The sequence below is a fragment of the Ureibacillus sp. 179-F W5.1 NHS genome (genome assembly GCF_045369345.1).
GTDB classification, from domain to species: Bacteria; Bacillota; Bacilli; order Bacillales_A; family Planococcaceae; genus Ureibacillus; species Ureibacillus halotolerans.
The window spans coordinates 12,899-28,433 of sequence record NZ_JBIQFG010000028.1; the positions used below are offsets into that span (position 1 = coordinate 12,899).

Here is a 15,535-nt window from a genome sequence, read left to right on the forward strand (position 1 = left end):
CAAAATGAGGTCGTTTATGTTAATTATTCTTCGTTGCTAACGCATTTTGAATATGGGCAAGATGATGATTGACATGCCATACACAAAATTCCAATGTCCCTTCCACTGTTTGATCACCTGTTTCAGGGTGCTGATACGTTCTTTTTAATTGTTCGTCAGTTAAATGTTCCAATAAATAAGCTAATCGACTATGTAACCCTTCAATAAGTTGCAAAGATTGGGATAGCGGAAGATCCACATCCGGTAACAGTGCCCATCCATTTTCTTCAAAAGGTTTAATCGTTGGATGATCTTCTGTTAATGCTAATTTGATGCGTGTATAAACGTTTACTTGGGCATCTGCTATATGGTGTACAAGTTGTTTCACTGTCCATGAGCCATGGCGATACGTAAATTGCTGTTCTTCTTCATTTAATGATGCAACTACATCTTTTAACCTTGTTGGGTAAGAAGAAATATCTGCAATCCATTCCTTTATTTGATCCTTTGTAATCCCACCAACACTTCTAAATTTCCCAATCGGATATCGCTCTTCCATTAACCCTTGCCTCCAATTTCTATTTGAAATTTATTATTAATTACCTTTTATAAACTGAATAAGTTGTAATAGAATATCTGCATTTTCTTCTGGAGGAGTTTTAGCTAAAATCGCCTCTTTACTCTGTATCATACCTTTTCCTGAAATATAAGAGGCATCTGCTTCCACCATTGTTTTTAAGCTACCCTTTGTTGTTTCAAAGTGAAATTGCAAACCAACAACATTATTTTTATATAGAAATGCTTGGTTTTTACATAGTTCCGTTGAATAAAAAGTCGTTGCCTCTTCCGGAAGTGTAAATGTATCTCCATGCCAATGAAGCACTTCTAATTTCTCAGGTAAAAAATTTAGGGCATCGACATTTTGTCTTTTGTAAATAGGCCACCAACCAACTTCTTTTCCCTTTGGATTTGGCATTACTTTGCCACCAATGCTTTCTGCAATTAACTGAGCCCCCAAGCAAATTCCAAGGACAGCTCGATTATGTTGAATGACTGCTTTTATAAACTGCTTTTCCTCTTGAAGCCATTCAATATCGTCATAGACCCCCATCGGTCCACCTAAAATGATTAATAAAATCAACTTCCTCTAGTTTTGGAAACTGAAATGATTCAAACATCTTAATCATTTCGTAGTTTTGAATCTTCTCAAGAATTCCTGGTGATTCAAAGGGGACATGTTGAATAATATATGTAGTCAATCTTAAAACTCCCTTATCAACGTTTCCTTTTTAGTTACCATCTATAGCGAGTAGTAATTCTTCAATTTGTTTAAAATGGTGTATATCATGTTCAATAAACCCACTTAAGTAATCCGAGATCGTTAAGGACGTTTCGCCAATTTTTATTTGCTGATCCCACAATTCGTCTTCAATATTATTGATAGCAATAACCATCCTTCTTCTCTCAGCTATAAAGTCTTCGATAATTTCCTCTTTTGATTTTTCTTTACTCACTTTAGATGATTGATCATTTAATTCATTTTCGTCTGGAGCTTTTGGTAATTCTTGATGTGTAAAAAAATAAGGAATACGTTTTTTTAATACAAATTGATCCCAAGCTGGAAAGTGCCCGATAATTTCTGCAATTGTCCATTTATCTTTTGCAATAGGCGTTCTCCATTGAGTTTCTGATAAATTTAGCAACGTTTTTACCCACTCAATCGAATTTTCGTAATGCATTAATAATTGTTCTTTATTTTTATGCAAGAATTTCAGCTCCTACAACGTTCACTATTTTTATTTAATGTTCGAGAGAATTGTTGAAAGTCCTTCTTATACGTTAAAAAAATAATTGTTTTATGAGAACAGCGATCCAGTACAAAAGGAAAATCGTATAAACGGCTTTTATAGATAATTTCGTGTTACTAAGGAATGATTGTTTACTATAATTAACCATCACTTTATTATCAAATCCTAAATACTCTTCAATAAAGTCTCCCGTTTGTTCTAAATCTTTGTAATATATTGTAATTCTCGTCTCAATTGTCCAAAAGACATACGTCACTAATAAACCACAAATCGGCATAATATATTCTGCAAATAAAAGAGCATCCGACGATTTTTTCACAGCAAGCTGCACTAATCCGAATTGTACGACAAAGTAAACCGGAACGAGGGCAAATCTTAAATTACTATAATGTCTTCTAGATGCTTTAATTTCTTTGTATTGTTCTAGTGCCAATGCCTTTTTATAATCTAATTCATTCATATAGGTACTCCTTCAAAAAACTGTTATGTAAATTTCATTTTAGCGAACAACTATCTAATAATAAATACAAACCTACATAAATAAAAAAGCCGAAATCACTTAGTGACTTCGACTTCTTACTATTTTTTCAAGGATTATTTTGCTCTCTGGAATACTCGGTATATCATCTAAATTAAAGTTTAAATTTTGTTCGGGTATTTCATATTCCATTCGATTTACTAAAAAGTCTAAACTAATTTTCATCAGTTCAATCGTAATTTGTTCCCCTGCACAACGATGTCCTAAGTAGTAATCTCCCCCACCCTGAGGTATAAAACTAAAAGGACTTCCTTTCCACTGGGCAAATCGTTCAGGGTAAAATTCCTCTGGTTTGTCCCACTGATTCGAATCATGATTTGTACCATACAAATCTAAAAGGGTTAACGTCCCTTCTTTAAACTGATAACCCTTCCATGTGAAATCTTGTTTCACTTTTGCTGCTACAAAAGGGAAGAACGGATAATATCTTCTTACTTCTTGCACAAACATTTTAGGATAATCTTTAAAGGCTTTTAATTTTTCCTTTTGTTTAGGAAATTGATGAAGTGCTAAAAGGGAGAAATTAATATAAATCGAAATGGCAACAATTGGCCTTAACATATTCAGCACTTCCACCGTTACTGTCTCAACGTCCAGTAAATGGCCGTCCTTGTCTTTATGAAAAGCAAATTGATGCAATACTGTATCGACTGGAAATTTTACTTTATGTTCCCTCGTGTTTTGTATTAGCTCTTGAATTTTCTTTTCTGCCAAATTCCGATATGTTCTTCCTATCCAATGGGAAGGTCCAATAGCAGCAGGTGTTTCGAACATGGACGCTAATTCTTTTGTCATTTTCTTAACATCGTTTTCATGTAACGGATAGCCAATCCACTTAAATGCCACTTTACATAGCAATTCTTTTACTTCTTCATAAAAGACAATCTGATCCATTTGAGTCCATTTATCGAGAGATTGCTCCCATTGCAGCTTCGTCATTTCCATCAATGCATTTAACTGCTCCGGCGTCATAACAGACATAATCATTTCTTTTCTTTGTTTATGCTCATCATCATCTAATGTTTGAACACTATTTTTCCCAAATAAAGTTTGAACGATTCGATTTGGTGCAGCACCTTGTCTTTGAAATTTAGCTGGGTCATAAAAAACGGCTGCCGCTTCTTCTCCAATCATACATATCGCTTTTTTACCTAAAATTCGTGTCTCAAAAATGTTCGATTGAAACTTTCTACTTCTGTTTAATATAAAATGATAACCTTCTTTTAATAAACTAATACTATGATCAATACCTTCTTCTCGGGGCATTTGATTTTCCAACTTTGTCACCTCTTTTAATTTCACTATTATTAGTCTTTCTTAACAAAAATAGTTTATACTTCTTCTATTCCTTTTCAGACGTCTTTTAAACAAAATAAAACACCATCAACTGTTTTCGTTTTTAAACAATTGTGGTGTTGAATGATAAAGGATATTAAAAAATAGCCGGATACGCATTTTTCACCATATCCTTTGCAAGTAAATGTTGTAGCTGTCCTTCAAATTCTAATTGTAAATTTTCTATTGATTGCAAATCATGGGGAGAAACAAGGGAGATTGGTTTATGGAAATGAATAATTTCTCCTTCATTTAAAGCTTTTGCAACAAACTCGGAACAAAAGTAAGCTCTCTTTCTTTCATATGGTTTGTTAATAATAAAAGTAATTAATCCTAAAAGGTTATATCTATATAAATGTTTTTCCATTTCTATATTTTTAATAAAATGACGCATTTTTTGAACCTGCTCATCTGTTGCTTCGAAACTATAAATAGCACATCTCGCATTTTTAAATAATCCTTGCCTTACGTCTTCATTTACAAATCCACCAATGAAAGGATTACGAGGTCTTTTACGTCCGAAACTATATACTTCTTTAAAGTCTTCATCGAATACAATGGATGCATGATTATAGGGCTTTTTTGTATAAAGCTTAATCATTCTCGTGAACATTGTTCCTGTATCAGTCAATAATAAGTAAATTTTCTTCCTTTCCATTAATGTACCCCTTCATGTGTTTTATTATTACTATAATAGTTGATTCCTTCTATCTTGTGAACCGACCGTAGAAATATTTCAGTATCAGACTTAAGACGTAGTACATTTTCTTATTCATATTTGGTTATTTTAGGATATATGCTGAAAATATCATATTATGAATAAAAATTGGAATATATTTCTACACTCATAAAAAAATAGGCTAACAAAACTGCCAGCCTACTTCAACTTCTATTTTTCTCTAATTATTGACGCCTGTATTATTTCCAAATGGATTACCGCCATCAAATCCTCCCATCATACCGCTAGTAGCTTCTGTAACTCCCGATTCATTTAAATAGGTCATAACCTTCGAAAGGGTGAAGTCAACCGAAATAAGACCATCTTTATAAGTAGCTTCTTCATATAACCCATCTATTTTTTCACCTGATATTGCACCACCAGAACGGATTGTATAGGATTCATCTGTTTTTAATTCCGGGGAACTAATAATAACCGTTTGGTATTCTTTCTCTGGTTCCAACGCGATAATTTGTTGCCCATCATTATCTCCAACATAAATCGTTGTACCAGCTTCCTGCACTTCATCAAACGTCATCATAATAGCATTTTGCGAGGAACTATCTGAAATACCTTGTGCCATCCCGCTACTTCCAACAGCTATTAACATACCACCTTCGACATTAAAGGAATTTGCATAGTCTAATGAACCGTTACCTGAATTGGTTGGGCCATAAACGATTACTGTTCCACCAGTCATTTCCATTGTATTATTAGAATCTAAACCGTCCCCATCGGCATTAACATAAAGATAACCACCTTCAATTAATAAATTCCCTTCATCTTCAGTTGTCGTTTCAATGGATTCAGGCGCTTCACCTGTTGCAGTATCACCATTTACATTTCCGTGCATCATCCCAAACCCAACTTCTTCACTATTAACGTTTACGCCATCATCTGCCGCAATGATGTGAATTGTACCATCGGAAATTGTAATATTTCTTCCTTCTAATCCTTCCAGGCTCTTTTCAATGGTAATGTCGCCTCCAGAGATGACTGCCTCTGTATTGGCATGGATTCCATCATCACCACTATTGGCAATCAATTGGCCCCCAGAAATCGTTACGTTTCCATCACTATGAACAGCATCATCGAATGAATCAACTTGGATAGTACCACCTACAACGATTATTTCTGTACCAGCCTTTACACCCTTTGTACTAACTGTAGTATCATCCGTTATTGCTTCTTCATCTTCTACTGTTTGATTTTCTGAACTTTCTTCCCCAGTGGACTGTTCATTATTCATTTCAGGTGCTTCTTCTGGAGGTTGTCCACTAGAGCTTTCACTGCCATCTGGTCGTTCTTCTCCATTTGGCATTTGAGGCATTGTTTCGGTACCGTCCGTCGAATCATTACTATCCCCCGTTGCACTACCTGCCATCGGACCCCCTTGCCCCATGTTTTGACGTCCATCTATGCTGAAAATTTCAAGCTGTTGCTGAAGTTCTGGATAATCTTCCAAAATTGCTTGTAATTCTTCCATGCTTTCCGTGCTCTCTAACTGCTCTTTAATATCGTCTGAGATATCGACACCTTCTAGCATAGAATCAATCATCGTCGACAGATCAAGTTCATCCATATGACCTGGCCGTTCCATACCGCCACCCATTCCAAATTCGTCGGTATTTTCAATCGTTTCCGGACTGCCACCTCCCGTTACAATGTCATAGTTACCATCTGCAACGACTACTGTTTTTTCAGCTTGAATGCCGTCTCCTTCAGATTGGATTGTTACTGAGCCACTTTCTAAAACTATATTTCCCTGCTGTTCATCTTCTGTATTTGATGCTTTTAATCCATCACCTACCGACTCGACTGTAATATTCGCTTCTTTAACAGCTAAAAGATCTTTACCTACAATACCTTCATCAGCAGAGACGACATGAACTTGTCCACCTGTAAACAGTAAGTCATCATCACTTTTTATACCGTCTTCATAATTTCCTTGCACCGTTAATGAACCCAACCCGTTAATTGTTAAATCATCATTACTAAAGATGGCGGCATCAGGTTCCGTTTCTTGTTCATCATAACGGTACTCATTAGCATCCGTTAATGTATTTACCGTATATTCTTCTAATGAAATGACTGCCTTATCCGCCTGTTTAATATAAATGGGAGCACTCGTTGAAGAGTTTATTGTTACACCATTTAAAACAAGTCGGACAGTACCTGTATCTTCCGCATCAACAACAATTTGTCCATCATCCAATGTCCCTTCAAATACATAAGTACCAGTAGTTCGAATAAGTATTTGATTTTCTTCTAATATCACGCCACCGTCACCACTAAAATCTGCTGATGTGCCATTTAAGTTGACGAAGGTAACACCCTCCTCTTCCCAACTCGTGTACTCATCCTCACTATCGTAAGAAACATATTCACTGATTACATCTTGGGAAGATGCGGCATTCGTGGTAGAAGATTCATTACATCCACTAATAAATAAGGCTGAACCTAATAGAATGGGAAGGAGTGCTTTGAATTTTATTTTCATATCATCATCCCTTTATTGTACAAAAGGGGATCCCCGTTATCTGATCCCCCTTCCTTTTTGTTTATATTAATTACTTTAAGCTGTGAAATTGCCATCGTAGCTTAACATAACAGCGGAGCGTACCCCAGGAATATTGGAAACTTCCGAAACAATTTTTGCATCATTTTCTTTTACACGTACTTCATACGTCGCTTCAATTTCATAATCTTGTATGATGGATTTCGATTTTAAGGCGAATTTTTTCGATTTTGATTTTATTAGTTTTTCTACTTCATCTCCCGCAAAATCTTCTTCTAATTTCACGACTAATAAATAAGGATTTTCCACAACAATTTTGTTAGCAAATAGGACAATAACAGCCCCAATAACAATTGAACCAATAACAACTAAAGGAATGAAACCTGCTCCACATAAAATACCTGCCACTATAGACCAGAATAAATACATTAAATCCATTGGATCTTTAATAGGTGTTCGGAAACGAACGATGGATAATGCCCCTACCATACCTAACGATAACAATACGTTTTGACTAATCCCCATAATAACGAGTGCTGTAGCTAGTGTCATAATCATTAATGAAATATTGAACGAATGAGAATAAATCACGCCATTAAATGTTTTCTTATAAATATAGTAAATAAATAATCCTATTAAAAAAGCTAACCCTAAACCGATGAATGAATCGGTTAAAGAAAATGAAGATGTCTTTTCGATAAAACTTGATTTAAAAATGTCTGAAAAATTTGTTGTATCCAATGTTTTTTCCTCCTAATCATAAAAACTAAATATACATTCGACTTAATTGATATTTTGAATAACTTTCAGCTTGTGTATCTGAAATTTGAAGTAAATGTTTAACCACTTCCGGTAAATAATCGTCATATTTCACTTCTAAAATGACTAAATTTGGCTCAAGTACATCTACCATTGGTAAATGTTTATTGAACATATCCGTATTACGAATACTTGACTGAACTTTCATATCAAAGGTAATACGGACATTACCAAAAGGAAACATCCATGCTTCCCGTTCATAATCAACAACTACCATCGGTTTTAACTGGTGGTATTTCATGTTGAAAAATAAATCCCGTAAAAGTTTCCGTTCATCCGTTTCCATCCATTCAATCTCACCTAAACGTATTTGTTCGAATTCCTTTTGAGTTAATCTACATTTTGATTTAAACGTTAAATTATTCCGTTTACTTTTTCGTTCAAGATGAATGACGGAGGAACTTTTTCCATAAATACGGACGCGATATTTGTCTCGATTTATGTAGCCTTCCTTTTTCTCGTTCAACACTTTGTTATCAAAATTATCGAAGTAAGTGGAACGAATAAGGTATTTGCCATTTGGCCCAGCATTGGGATCCAGCTCTAAGAAATGTTGAAGCTTACGGCGCAACACATAATACTCCGCTTTCGAAATGGCATGTTTCAATTCTTTTCGACCATTCGGATTAAATGAAGTTTGAAACGGCATTTTTTTCTCCTTTCCTTAGTAACGACTGAGTGGAGCCTGTTTATTTGTTGAATCATTGCTACTCCCTTTAACAATTCCTATATTAAAACCCGAATGTGTCGGCAATATGTCAAAGTAAATTTTTTATGAAGAATGTTAATTTTCATCAATTAGAGATTTATGGATTTCCAAAAAAACAAAAAAATACCCGGAAAACTTAATTTCCGGGCTTAATTTCACTGATCCACATGATATCACTTCTTAAGGCAACATGTGATTTCTATATTCAGTTGTGAATAACTAAATAGAGAAAATATGCTTTTCCTTAATGAGTTTCGGCGGATTATTAGACGTTGAGTTGTCTTCTGCGTTAATCATAACGGAAATCCCTCCTGTAAATCATGTCGGATTGTTTAGTGAAATCATTTATAGTATTGCTCGATCCATTTAAATTATACACTTTGATATTTACATGTCGAAAAAATAAAAAACCCGGATTACTCCGGGCTTTTCGTTTCACAAAACCTTACATGATGATCTAAAACTGTCTAGCTTTTGCTTCAGATCTCAAAATTTGGTTATGGAGAGAAATCTCCGTTTGACCATTCATTTGAGATTTTTGAATCTTCGGCTTTTCCCAGTTTCGGTGATTCTTCTGAGAATTAGGATTTAATAAACCCTTTCGATCCATCGGTCACACCCCTGTTCATCATGTTAGATTTCCTATGTGAAATCATTATTAGTATGCTTTTCTTTTTTAATGCTATCCGTAATTTTTTATTTTCCTTTAAAACATAATTCTTAGAAAAGAAATTCGAACACTTTTTTCCCTTTCCCATATTTTATAAAGGAAAGGGGCGATAAATATGGTTTCGATTGAACCAATTGAATTAAACGGACACATGTTTACTGCTGTTACTGTACGTTTACCAAAAACCACTTTATTAACCGTTTCCAACGAGAACGGTTATATTATGTGTGGCGCGTTAGATGTCGGCTTACTAAATAGTAAATTAGCCGATCGTAAAATTATTGCAGGTCGTGCTGTCGGTGTAAAAACAATCGATGAATTATTAAAAGCACCTCTAGAATCCGTTACGTATGAAGCAGAAAAATTAGGAATCGTAAAAGGAACAATTGGCGAAGATGCCTTATTGATGATGATTTAATAATTTCGAAAAGCCCGGAAACGATTAATTTTCGGGCTTTACCATAACTTGACCGTTTTTCGCCTATATATTCCGGTGTAAATTAAAACAATACCAAACATCATAATAATTCCTATATATATGGACATCATAGATGGTATTAAAAATGTTCCTACAATGATACTTGAGCGAGAAATTAAATCCGCACCTGAATTACCTTATAGCAAAAGCAGCATAAGATCCCCTCTTATCAGCCGGCATCATATTGGCTTGTTCTGTATTAAAAATAGGAGAATAAATTAACTCACCAATCGTTGCAATAAAAGCAAATAAGACTAGTACATACCAAACGTTCGCTGACATCATGATGCTATACCCTAATGCGTAAATGACTAACCCAACCACGATAACTTTCGACTTGCTAAATTGATCAGTAAAACGGCTAATAAAAAATGTAAGTAATACTACAAGCAACATATTCTCTATATTAAGAATACTGAGCATTCGAATTCCACTAATTTCAAATCCGCCGATATATAGGGATTCAAAGGATTCAGCTAATCGTACCGCAACGTAACTATTTAACGATAACTCCGCTGCGATAATACACATGGAACCGATAACTACTTTTACAAACGGTCGGTCTTGTAATGCGATTTTATAATTATGAAGGACATCGATCATTAAATTCATATGTTTCTGCTCAAGTAACTCTCTTTTCGTATCTTCCAACCAAATTCCGTAAACAATTGTAATACATATGGCTACAAAGGTTAAAATACTAAATAATTCAACTTGATGTTTTACATAAAGCAATCCACCTATAGCTGTACCAATGGCCATCGATAAATTGGATAACCAATAATCTGCTGTATAAATTGCCTTTCGGTTTTTAGGAGTCGTTGAATCAATAATAAGCGCCTCCATCGCCGGATATTCCATACTACTTGAAATCGTAAATAAAATAAAAGCAACAACAAATAGGACCATGATACTTTTCTCAGGTAAAAGACTTACCGTCATAAGAACTAACATGCATGCACTAATTAACGAACTTATAATTAATATTTTCTTTCGATGAAATCGATCTGATACATAACCGCCAACTAAATTCGATAAAAATCCTACAATAACCGTCATTACTAAAAAGACGCCCGCCCATAACTTACTCATTTCTTGGGCAAAAAATAAAGCCATAAACGGGATGACTGCAGAAGAAAGGACTCGAATAAAGAAGGAAGTGAATAATCTAACCTTTACATTGAGGATAATCTCTCCATTTCATGATGCGCCCCCCTATCTATTCCATTTATAGCAGACTATTCAGGAAAAAGATAGATGAATTGGATAATTCTGTTTAAGGTAGAGCGATATTAAAAAACGGCATTGAATGAAGTTTCAATACCGTTTTTTATAGGCTGACATTTATTATTTACGGATTTAAAAGTTAATGACTCAATGCCTCACTATACTTCCCTGTTATTTTTTCAATCTCTACTTCAAATAACTCTGTTTTAGGCAATGCTGGGTATCCTCCCTTTTCAAAATTCCAATCCGGATCCCCGTATTTTTTCCATAAACAGTCATAAAACCATTCTTTTTTTGCTTCTTCTTCAATATGTTTAATCGTTCCGAATAAAACGACACTTGTATATCCTAAAGCAGACTGACAGGCGTATTTTTTCCCTGGAACGATTTCCCCCATTTCACATACTTCAATGCTAACTTTCGAATTCACCTTTACATTTTCCCAAAAATGGCTTTCTCGCAAGTTTCCTATATGTAAATAAAGATTTTTCCCTTCCTCATAAACATAAACAAAGGGAATCACATATGGATACCCATCTTCTCCTACTGTCGCCACATGAGCCACTTGCGCATGTTTTAAAAAATGATAGGCCATGTCTTCTGTGACTTCTCTTTTCTTATTATGAATTGTTCCCCTCATGATTTCTCTCTCCTTTCTATTAATATATATTCTAAATACATCTTTTAATTCCTTTTATATAGTCAAAATTTTTCCTATAGCAACTAATTTTCTACAATATTTATAAATCGCCGATATTATGATAAAATCAAAACGATAAATACTAGGGGGGAAATATCATGGGTAAATCATTAAAAACAGATGCTAAAATTACTCCAGAGCGTGTTGATGAAGCTTTAGCTATTCGTAACAATTTAATTATTGAATTATTAGTTGACGTATTAGATGAGAAATTAGTTATTGAGCGCCATATTTTACGTGAACGTCTAGCGAACCTTATCGAACTAGCAAAATATGATGATGAATTAACAGAAACTCTTCACGGAGTAATTAATAAACTTTAATTTTCTTCATAAAAAAGTCGCACACTTAAAGTGACGACTTTTTTTATTTACATATTTTTTAGGGGACAAGCATACATTCTTTTAACATACAATAAAGGATGGTTATGTGGAATCAGCACTAATCTATATGGTTTTATTACGAATAATATCAGGAAGTATCGAAGTTACTGCCGCCGGATTCATGTATAAGTCCCATGATATCGAAAAAGCTCTCGCAATTAATTCCATGCTTGCCTTAGTTGGTCCTACAATCCTTATCATTACTACCGGGCTAGGCATTGCAGGCATAGGTGATAAAATCTCTTACCAAAAAATGATTTGTCTGTTTGCTGGTGTTTTGCTCATTTTATTTAGCTTACGAATGAAATAATTCAACGAATAAAATATCTATTTAAACCAACCTTTTCTTCTAAACCAAAGCAACATACATAAACCGATTAAAGCCATTAATATTAAAGAAAAAAAGTACCCATATTTCCAAGTCAACTCAGGGATATAACTGAAATTCATACCATAAATACCTGCGATGAACGTTAAAGGGGCAAAAATAGACGTAATAATCGTTAATAACTTCATCACATTATTTGTTTGATGTGAGTTTAAAGATAAATAACTATCCCTTATATCTGCCGTGACTTCTCGATTTGTCATCACCATATCAGATAATTTTAATAAATGATCGTAAATATCGGAGAAATACTCTTTTCTTTCTCCAATGCGATTTAAATTTAAATGATGGGAATTTAACATTCGATACAATAAATCCCTCATCGGATTAACTGAATGTAATAAATTTAATAACATATTTCTCGTTTCAAACAGTTCATTCATCAAATTATTCATCGATTTTTTATTAATGCTATCATTCATCTTTTCTAATTCATCTTCAATTTTATAAATAAGGGGGAAATAATTATCGACGATTTTATCTAATATTTCATAAAAAATATAGTACGGGTCCCAACCGACTAACGACTCTTGTGCTAAAAAACGATTCCAAACAATTAACACTTCATCGGAAGGTACTTTATGAAAAGTTACGATACAACTTTCCCCTACAAAAAAGTCCAATTGGTCTTTCATAATCACTTCATCTTCTTCCCGGAGAAGATGAGTAACGAAAAACGTATAATTTTTATAATAATCTAATTTTGGTCGTTGAAATTCCTGTACACAGTCTTCAATGGCAAGGGGATGAAAATGAAACGTTTCGGAAAGATGTTTGACTTCTTCACCGGTTGGTTCACTAAAATCCACCCAAAACCATTTATAATCTGATAAAACAGCGTTATTAATCGAAATATTTTTCTCTAAATGATTATCATTTGTTATTCCTATGAAATTGATCATCGCATATGCCCTTTCATATTCAAACATTAGATTATATTTCTTTATTCCCTTTTATAAGATTGAATAAACCGATGGATTGCATCATGTAATTTCTTCGGTTCTTTCGTTGGAATTTGATGTTTTGCATTCTCAATAAAAATTAGTTCGTTATGAGGCAAGTTTTCATGAAGTAATTGTGCATACTGGTGAAATGTTTTATTTTTTGCACCGTACGTTAATAAAACAGGATGCTGAATCTCTTGTAAAAACTTCGTACAGTTATAATTTCTACTATAAAGGTAATATTGCTTATATTTATCGAATGACCTTCTTTTGCTCCTTTTCGAAGACTATTGAAAGTTTGGGATGAATTCGCATTCCCCCTAGTAACCATATAGGTAAGAAATGGTATCGTTTTATCGTTGGAAAGATTAATAGCGGCACCTAGTCGAAGTTTTAAGATACGATCTTTCACTTCAGACATCCCACTAATGACTATTCCTCCAAAAGCTCTTTCCGGATGTTGTAACAAAAATTCTAATACGATAGAACCTCCTGTTGAATAACCACAAATAAACGCTTTTTCAATATTCAATTCGTCTAATAGGGCAACGATATCTTCTACAATAAGTGGATAAGTGATCGGCTCATCGGAATAATCACTTTTTCCATGACCACGAATATCAAAAGTAATCACTTTATACTTTTTCGAAAAATGCTCCAGTTGAAATTTAAAAATAGTACTAGTTAATAAGGGTGGATGAATAAATATAATGGGGATTCCATCTCCTTTTGTATCATAATGAATATTTATTTCATTAATAGTTAATGTCGGCAAAATCAGCACCCCACTCTTTTTCATAAAATACTTACGCAACAAGCCCTTTTAAAGCCATTAGTTTAAAATGATACTAGCTGCCTTCAAACCCGAAACAACTGCTCCTTCCATCGTTGCGTAATAAGGCTGTTTTGTATAATCGCCAGCCAAAATTAAACCGCTAATATCCGTTCTTTGATTTGGCCTTAAACGATCATGATTAGGCTCTAAACTATAAAAATCCTCACTTCTACTTACAATTCGATAATTCGTTAAGTTCGTTTCTAGATCTAACCCCAGTTCCTTTGCTTCCATTTGAACCTGCTTTAATATTTCTTCTTTCTCCATTACTAAAAATTTTTCAGGAGGTGTCAATATAATGGACAATCTTCCCGGTACATGGGTAAAGGTTGAACGGGATTGCTCAGCAAAGCTAGCTAACGATGTCAGAGGACCAAAAGTTGTACGATCATAAGGTAAAACTGGCTTTAAAAACTCCATTTGAATTGTGACAGCGGGCATCGTTGGTAATTGAAATAATGATTGAAACAATGGATGACTTGAAAAGTTCTTTTTTAATATTTTCTTCGCTCCACCTAAATCAGCAGCAAGTATGACATGTTTAGCTTCGTAACGCGAGCCATCCTCTAAAATAACTCCCCTTACCCCTGTGCTCTCTACGATTAAATTGTGCACTTTTGCATTCGTTTGAATAATGCCCTTTTTCCCTTCAATATAATGGGCGATTGGCCGAGCTAAAAGTTCTGTCATTCCTCCTAAATAGGCACCAATTCTCATTCGATAAAACCTTGGTATCGCAGGGAAAAACAATCCGAAAAAAACCTTTGCAGAATATCTTTCAGGAGGCAAAAAGAAAATGCCAGCGCTAAGGGGAATTACAGCATAATGTAACGCATCTTCACTTACATGATGTTTTTTAGCATAATCTCTTACATTCCATTGATCGAGAATATGAGGTTTGCTTAAATAATCAATAAAACCACTCATAAAAAATCGCATTAATGAAAGCTTATCTTTCAACGATAAAATCTCATTATTTCCTAAAACCCCTTTTAATAAATCAATGGGACCAAAAATGGGCGATACTCCAAACGTTGCCACATCCCTTTTTCCTTTTATACGAACATCTACGTTTTCTTCCCATTGAACAAGGGAATCCACATTTATCCCGACCTTTTTTAATATGTAGGGCAATGCTTTATAGTAGCCAATATGGCGATGAAAGCCCGATTCAACAAGCATTCCATCTTCATCCCATGACGATGTCCTTCCGCCAATTACCTTTTCCTTTTCAAGTACGAGCACGCTCTTTCCTCGATCACATAACTCTACTGCAGCCGTTAATCCTGCTAATCCTGAACCTACAATAATCGCATCAAATTGTTCCACTTGGCATCATTCCTACCTAATTAAAATGAATTCTCACTTTATGAAGTTTTCTCATTTCTCCTCTTTTTTAAGCGGACAATCATGAAGTCACGATTCCAATCGGTAAAAATTTTTAAAGCCTATAAAATGAATAAAAAAATAGGGCAAACCAATACTT

General features: G+C 34.4%; 17 protein-coding genes and 1 pseudogene. 3 read left to right on the top strand and 15 right to left on the bottom strand.

What is annotated here, in order from left to right; translation table 11 throughout:
• Positions 1 to 19 precede the first annotated feature (19 nt).
• The 10 genes from ACH0B5_RS12360 to ACH0B5_RS12405 all read right to left on the bottom strand — a co-directional run bounded on the left by ACH0B5_RS12360 (position 20) and on the right by ACH0B5_RS12405 (position 9,034).
• Positions 20 to 538: a YfiT family bacillithiol transferase gene (locus ACH0B5_RS12360; RefSeq protein WP_341362830.1), complete on the bottom strand. Its 519-nt coding sequence runs from the start codon at positions 536 to 538 to the stop codon at positions 20 to 22.
• Between the two features lie 36 nt (positions 539 to 574).
• The gene (locus ACH0B5_RS12365) at positions 575 to 1,120 is read right to left on the bottom strand and encodes a type 1 glutamine amidotransferase (protein WP_406927885.1); all 546 of its coding nucleotides are present in this window, start codon (positions 1,118 to 1,120) and stop codon (positions 575 to 577) included.
• A gap of 148 nt (positions 1,121 to 1,268) precedes the next feature.
• Positions 1,269 to 1,745 (bottom strand): DinB family protein, encoded by a 477-nt coding sequence (locus ACH0B5_RS12370; protein WP_406927886.1) that lies wholly within the window; start codon positions 1,743 to 1,745, stop codon positions 1,269 to 1,271.
• Between the two features lie 73 nt (positions 1,746 to 1,818).
• On the bottom strand, positions 1,819 to 2,247 hold the full coding sequence (locus ACH0B5_RS12375; RefSeq protein ID WP_406927887.1) for a hypothetical protein: 429 nt from the start codon (positions 2,245 to 2,247) through the stop codon (positions 1,819 to 1,821).
• A gap of 99 nt (positions 2,248 to 2,346) precedes the next feature.
• Positions 2,347 to 3,603 carry a CYP152 family fatty-acid peroxygenase CypC gene (cypC, locus tag ACH0B5_RS12380; RefSeq protein ID WP_341362834.1) on the bottom strand — a complete coding sequence of 419 codons (1,257 nt, stop codon included), beginning with the start codon at positions 3,601 to 3,603 and terminating at the stop codon, positions 2,347 to 2,349.
• A gap of 154 nt (positions 3,604 to 3,757) precedes the next feature.
• Positions 3,758 to 4,318 carry a hypothetical protein gene (locus ACH0B5_RS12385; protein WP_341362835.1) on the bottom strand — a complete coding sequence of 187 codons (561 nt, stop codon included), beginning with the start codon at positions 4,316 to 4,318 and terminating at the stop codon, positions 3,758 to 3,760.
• Between the two features lie 241 nt (positions 4,319 to 4,559).
• Positions 4,560 to 6,878 (bottom strand): carbohydrate-binding domain-containing protein, encoded by a 2,319-nt coding sequence (locus tag ACH0B5_RS12390; RefSeq protein ID WP_406927888.1) that lies wholly within the window; start codon positions 6,876 to 6,878, stop codon positions 4,560 to 4,562.
• Between the two features lie 75 nt (positions 6,879 to 6,953).
• Positions 6,954 to 7,637 (bottom strand): DUF4956 domain-containing protein, encoded by a 684-nt coding sequence (locus ACH0B5_RS12395; RefSeq protein WP_341362837.1) that lies wholly within the window; start codon positions 7,635 to 7,637, stop codon positions 6,954 to 6,956.
• Between the two features lie 25 nt (positions 7,638 to 7,662).
• Positions 7,663 to 8,364: a polyphosphate polymerase domain-containing protein gene (locus tag ACH0B5_RS12400; RefSeq protein WP_341362838.1), complete on the bottom strand. Its 702-nt coding sequence runs from the start codon at positions 8,362 to 8,364 to the stop codon at positions 7,663 to 7,665.
• A 517-nt stretch (positions 8,365 to 8,881) separates the two neighbouring features.
• Positions 8,882 to 9,034: a YpzG family protein gene (locus ACH0B5_RS12405; protein ID WP_341362839.1), complete on the bottom strand. Its 153-nt coding sequence runs from the start codon at positions 9,032 to 9,034 to the stop codon at positions 8,882 to 8,884.
• Positions 9,035 to 9,209: 175 nt separating this feature from the next.
• Between ACH0B5_RS12405 and ACH0B5_RS12410 the strand changes: the two genes are divergently transcribed.
• Positions 9,210 to 9,512, top strand: a complete 303-nt coding sequence (locus ACH0B5_RS12410) for a YunC family protein (RefSeq protein WP_341362840.1) — start codon at positions 9,210 to 9,212, stop codon at positions 9,510 to 9,512.
• Positions 9,513 to 9,550: 38 nt separating this feature from the next.
• Here ACH0B5_RS12410 and ACH0B5_RS12415 read toward each other — a convergent pair.
• Positions 9,551 to 10,776, bottom strand: a pseudogene (locus ACH0B5_RS12415) (MDR family MFS transporter).
• A 162-nt stretch (positions 10,777 to 10,938) separates the two neighbouring features.
• The gene (locus ACH0B5_RS12420; RefSeq protein ID WP_341362842.1) at positions 10,939 to 11,439 is read right to left on the bottom strand and encodes a pyridoxamine 5'-phosphate oxidase family protein; all 501 of its coding nucleotides are present in this window, start codon (positions 11,437 to 11,439) and stop codon (positions 10,939 to 10,941) included.
• Positions 11,440 to 11,597: 158 nt separating this feature from the next.
• On the opposite strand from ACH0B5_RS12420, the gene ACH0B5_RS12425 reads away from it, so the two are divergent.
• Together ACH0B5_RS12425 and ACH0B5_RS12430 are read left to right on the top strand one after the other, a co-directional pair.
• Entirely contained in the window at positions 11,598 to 11,822 is a 225-nt protein-coding gene (locus tag ACH0B5_RS12425; RefSeq protein WP_341362843.1) for a phosphate-starvation-inducible protein PsiE, read from the top strand.
• Positions 11,823 to 11,928: 106 nt separating this feature from the next.
• Entirely contained in the window at positions 11,929 to 12,192 is a 264-nt protein-coding gene (locus ACH0B5_RS12430) for a YqhV family protein (RefSeq protein WP_404817756.1), read from the top strand.
• A 17-nt stretch (positions 12,193 to 12,209) separates the two neighbouring features.
• On the opposite strand, the gene corA is transcribed toward ACH0B5_RS12430, so the two are convergent.
• The 3 genes from corA to ACH0B5_RS12445 form a co-directional block, all read right to left on the bottom strand.
• A complete protein-coding gene (corA, locus tag ACH0B5_RS12435) occupies positions 12,210 to 13,172 on the bottom strand; it encodes a magnesium/cobalt transporter CorA (RefSeq protein WP_406927889.1) in 963 nt (320 codons plus the stop codon).
• Between the two features lie 214 nt (positions 13,173 to 13,386).
• Entirely contained in the window at positions 13,387 to 13,989 is a 603-nt protein-coding gene (locus ACH0B5_RS12440; RefSeq protein ID WP_406927890.1) for an alpha/beta fold hydrolase, read from the bottom strand.
• A gap of 57 nt (positions 13,990 to 14,046) precedes the next feature.
• On the bottom strand, positions 14,047 to 15,378 hold the full coding sequence (locus ACH0B5_RS12445; protein ID WP_122973233.1) for a hydroxysqualene dehydroxylase: 1,332 nt from the start codon (positions 15,376 to 15,378) through the stop codon (positions 14,047 to 14,049).
• Positions 15,379 to 15,535 lie beyond the last annotated feature (157 nt).

What these genes read in the sequence shown, in the direction of transcription:
- ACH0B5_RS12405 (WP_341362839.1), bottom strand. Translation starts at nt 9,034, where the DNA reads ATGGATCGAAAGGGTTTATTAAATCCTAATTCTCAGAAGAATCACCGA.
- ACH0B5_RS12390 (WP_406927888.1), bottom strand. Translation starts at nt 6,878, where the DNA reads ATGAAAATAAAATTCAAAGCACTCCTTCCCATTCTATTAGGTTCAGCC.
- ACH0B5_RS12420 (WP_341362842.1), bottom strand. Translation starts at nt 11,439, where the DNA reads ATGAGGGGAACAATTCATAATAAGAAAAGAGAAGTCACAGAAGACATG.
- ACH0B5_RS12425 (WP_341362843.1), top strand. Translation starts at nt 11,598, where the DNA reads ATGGGTAAATCATTAAAAACAGATGCTAAAATTACTCCAGAGCGTGTT.
- ACH0B5_RS12410 (WP_341362840.1), top strand. Translation starts at nt 9,210, where the DNA reads ATGGTTTCGATTGAACCAATTGAATTAAACGGACACATGTTTACTGCT.
- ACH0B5_RS12360 (WP_341362830.1), bottom strand. Translation starts at nt 538, where the DNA reads ATGGAAGAGCGATATCCGATTGGGAAATTTAGAAGTGTTGGTGGGATT.
- corA (WP_406927889.1), bottom strand. Translation starts at nt 13,172, where the DNA reads ATGATCAATTTCATAGGAATAACAAATGATAATCATTTAGAGAAAAAT.
- ACH0B5_RS12400 (WP_341362838.1), bottom strand. Translation starts at nt 8,364, where the DNA reads ATGCCGTTTCAAACTTCATTTAATCCGAATGGTCGAAAAGAATTGAAA.
- ACH0B5_RS12375 (WP_406927887.1), bottom strand. Translation starts at nt 2,247, where the DNA reads ATGAATGAATTAGATTATAAAAAGGCATTGGCACTAGAACAATACAAA.
- ACH0B5_RS12385 (WP_341362835.1), bottom strand. Translation starts at nt 4,318, where the DNA reads ATGGAAAGGAAGAAAATTTACTTATTATTGACTGATACAGGAACAATG.